The sequence below is a fragment of the Tautonia sp. JC769 genome (assembly GCF_040717455.1).
Classification (GTDB): Bacteria; Planctomycetota; Planctomycetia; order Isosphaerales; family Isosphaeraceae; genus Tautonia.
Genome location: NZ_JBFEFH010000077.1, coordinates 1 through 527, shown reverse-complemented (window position 1 = coordinate 527; position 527 = coordinate 1). Strand labels below are relative to the sequence as shown.

The 527-nt window shown below is 69.4% G+C and carries 1 protein-coding gene; it reads right to left on the bottom strand.

The window, feature by feature from the left end; translation table 11 throughout:
- Nucleotides 1–263: 263 nt before the first annotated feature.
- Nucleotides 264–509: a DUF5946 family protein gene (locus AB1L88_RS26945; RefSeq protein ID WP_367099816.1), complete on the bottom strand. Its 246-nt coding sequence runs from the start codon at nucleotides 507–509 to the stop codon at nucleotides 264–266.
- Nucleotides 510–527: the final 18 nt, after the last annotated feature.

Genomic DNA, 527 nt, shown 5'->3' with positions numbered 1-527 from the left:
CCATGGACACCCCGTCGGACGGGTGGCCACGGGTGGCCGGGGCAACGTCTTCGTGCCCCGGACCGCAACCGCCGCTCTCCCCGGGCCACGCTCCAAGACTCGGTCCGCCCCGGCCACCCGCCCGTCCACGGTGCGCTCGTGACCGCGGAGGCCATGAGAGCGGTGAGGCGGTCGGCTGGCCTTCCTTCTGGGTGCCACTGGCTCTGCCAGTGCCGGGCCGGACCGGAGCACTGGCAAAGCCAGTGGCACCCAGACATTAGCACTCATCGCCCGCCAGTGCCACCCCGCCGCAGGTCGTCGAGGGCATCCACCGTGTAGTTCATGCCCTCCGGGTGCTGGAGGATGTACGAGCTAACGGCGTAGAAGTGGGCGACCTCGCCTCGACCGCCCGCGGTCACCTCCGGATCGGCGGCGACCTCATACTCCAGCAGGAGCATCGCGTGGAAGTGCTGGATACACGTTCCGCCGTCGGTCAGCGGAGCACCGCACTCCGAGCATCTGGCTGACATTCGCGCTTCCAGTCTCCG